Annotated in this window: 2 protein-coding genes and 1 riboswitch; both genes read right to left on the bottom strand. The window is 74.5% G+C overall.

The genetic code is table 11. The annotated features are described in order from the left end of the window. Nucleotides 1-459, bottom strand: a 459-nt coding sequence (locus CH341_RS13990) for an ABC transporter ATP-binding protein (protein WP_146604475.1), incomplete at its 3' end; no start/stop codon positions are given. Further along, complete coding sequence (locus CH341_RS13985; protein ID WP_245431046.1) at nt 456-1,406, bottom strand: FecCD family ABC transporter permease; 951 nt, start codon at nt 1,404-1,406, stop codon at nt 456-458. The genes CH341_RS13985 and CH341_RS13990, both read right to left, overlap by 4 nt. A 196-nt stretch (nt 1,407-1,602) precedes the next feature. Next, nucleotides 1,603-1,815: riboswitch (cobalamin riboswitch) on the bottom strand. Between the last annotated feature and the right edge of the window lie 81 nt (nt 1,816-1,896).

Here is a 1,896-nt window from a genome sequence, read left to right as displayed (position 1 = left end):
GGCGAGCGCGACGCGGCTGCGCTCGCCGCCCGACAGCTCGGTGACCGGACGGTCGGCCAGCTCGGCGAGGTCGGCGGCCCGCATGGCGCGCTCCACCGCCTCGGCGTCGAGGCGCGACAGCCGCGCCGGATCGACGGCGCCGTGCGGATAGCGGCCGAGCGCGACGACGTCGCGCACCGGCAGCGGCCAGTGCACCGCGTGGCCCTGCGGCAGGTAGGCGAACCGCTTGGCTTTTTCGCGCGACGGCAGTGTCGCCACCGGCTCGCCGCCGACCGTCAGCGCGCCACGCGACGGCAGGAGACCGGCCATGGCGCGCAGCAGCGTCGTCTTGCCGGCGCCGTTCGGCCCGACCAGCGCGACGAGAGTTTGGCGTGACAGCGCGACCGAGACGTCGTCGATCACGGCGCGGCCGCCGATCGAGACGCCGAGTCCGCGAGCGACCAGCCAGGGCGCGCTCATCCGAGGCCTCCGCCGAGCGCGCGACGCTCGCGCACGATCAGATAGAGGAAGAACGGCACGCCGATCAGCGCGGTGAGCACCCCCACCCGCACGCTGTTGGTGGACGGCAGGAGCCGCACCGCGACGTCGGCGGCGAGCAGCAGCGCGGCGCCGACGAGCGCGCTCGGCACCAGCAGCCGCCCGGGATCCCAGCCGACCAGAGGCCGCGCCAGATGCGGCCCGACCAGGCCGATGAAGCCGATGGTGCCCGACACGGCGACCGAGCCGCCGACGCCGAGCGCCACGCCGAGAATGACCAGAAGGCGCAGCCGCGCCACGTCGACGCCGAGGCTGGCGGCCGACTCTTCGCCGAGGCTGAGCACCCGGAAGGCGTGGCGCTGCGACAGCAGGATGGCGGCGCCCGCCAGGATGCAGGGCAGCGCCAGCACCACGTGGCGCATGCTGCGATCCTCCAGCGAGCCGAGCAGCCAGAACGAGATCTCCAGCGCCGCGAAGGGATTCGGCGCGAGATTCATGGTCAGCGCCGTGCCGGCGCCGGCCAGCGCCGACAGCGCCATGCCGGCCAGGATCAGCAGCAGCAGCCCGGCATTGCGGCCCGACACCGCCAAGAGCGCGAAGACCGACAGGAAGGCGAACACGATCGCGGCGACCGGCAGCGCGAAGGAGAGCACGTCGGCGAGCCCGGTGGCGATCACCAGCACGGCCCCGAAGGCCGCGGCCTGCGGCGCGCCGAACAGCTCCGGCGCGGCCAGCGGATTGCGTAGCAGGCCCTGCAGCGCGGCGCCCGACAGGCCGAGCACCGCACCGACCGCGGCGCCGAGGATCGCCCGGGGCAGCCGGATCTCCTGCACGATGATGCGGCTCTCCTCGGTGCCGCCGCCGAACAGCGCGGCCGCCACCGCGTCGGGCGACAGCCGCACCGGGCCGAGACCGAGCGACAGCAGCATCAGCAGGACGACGAGAGCGCCGAGCAGGAGGAGCACGGGCGTGGCGCCCGGCCGCGTCGCGCCCGAGATGGTCCGGTCCGCACCGGCGGCCCGCTCCGCACCGGCGGTCCGGTCCGCACCGGCGGTCCGGTCCGCACCGGCGGTCGGCGCCGCATCCATGCTGTCCAAGACGATCCCTCCGTCGACCCGCCGTCGAACGAGCGCTGCGTCGCCGGCCGGTCTCCTGGCTCGCGGATCAGGTCTCGTCCGCCTTCCCGGCCCGAGACGGCCAGTGGCACAGGGACGAGGAGCTCCGCTCACAGTTGCGGGGGCAGCCGCGGTTTTCGGACGGTCCCGTCACCGGGAGGAGCCCTTACCGCGTTCCCGTTTCACCTCTCGGGCGAGAGGCACCGGCGACAGGTGGTTTAAACCACACCGGTTTTCCGGGCACAAGGACAGGGGAAGCCCGCATGGCGGAGGCCGACGGTCGCGTCGCGGCCGGCCGTGACGC

It is taken from the genome of Rhodoplanes roseus, from assembly GCF_003258865.1.
Lineage (GTDB): Bacteria > Pseudomonadota > Alphaproteobacteria > Rhizobiales > Xanthobacteraceae > Rhodoplanes > Rhodoplanes roseus.
This window is presented reverse-complemented; position numbering and strand designations above follow the sequence as displayed.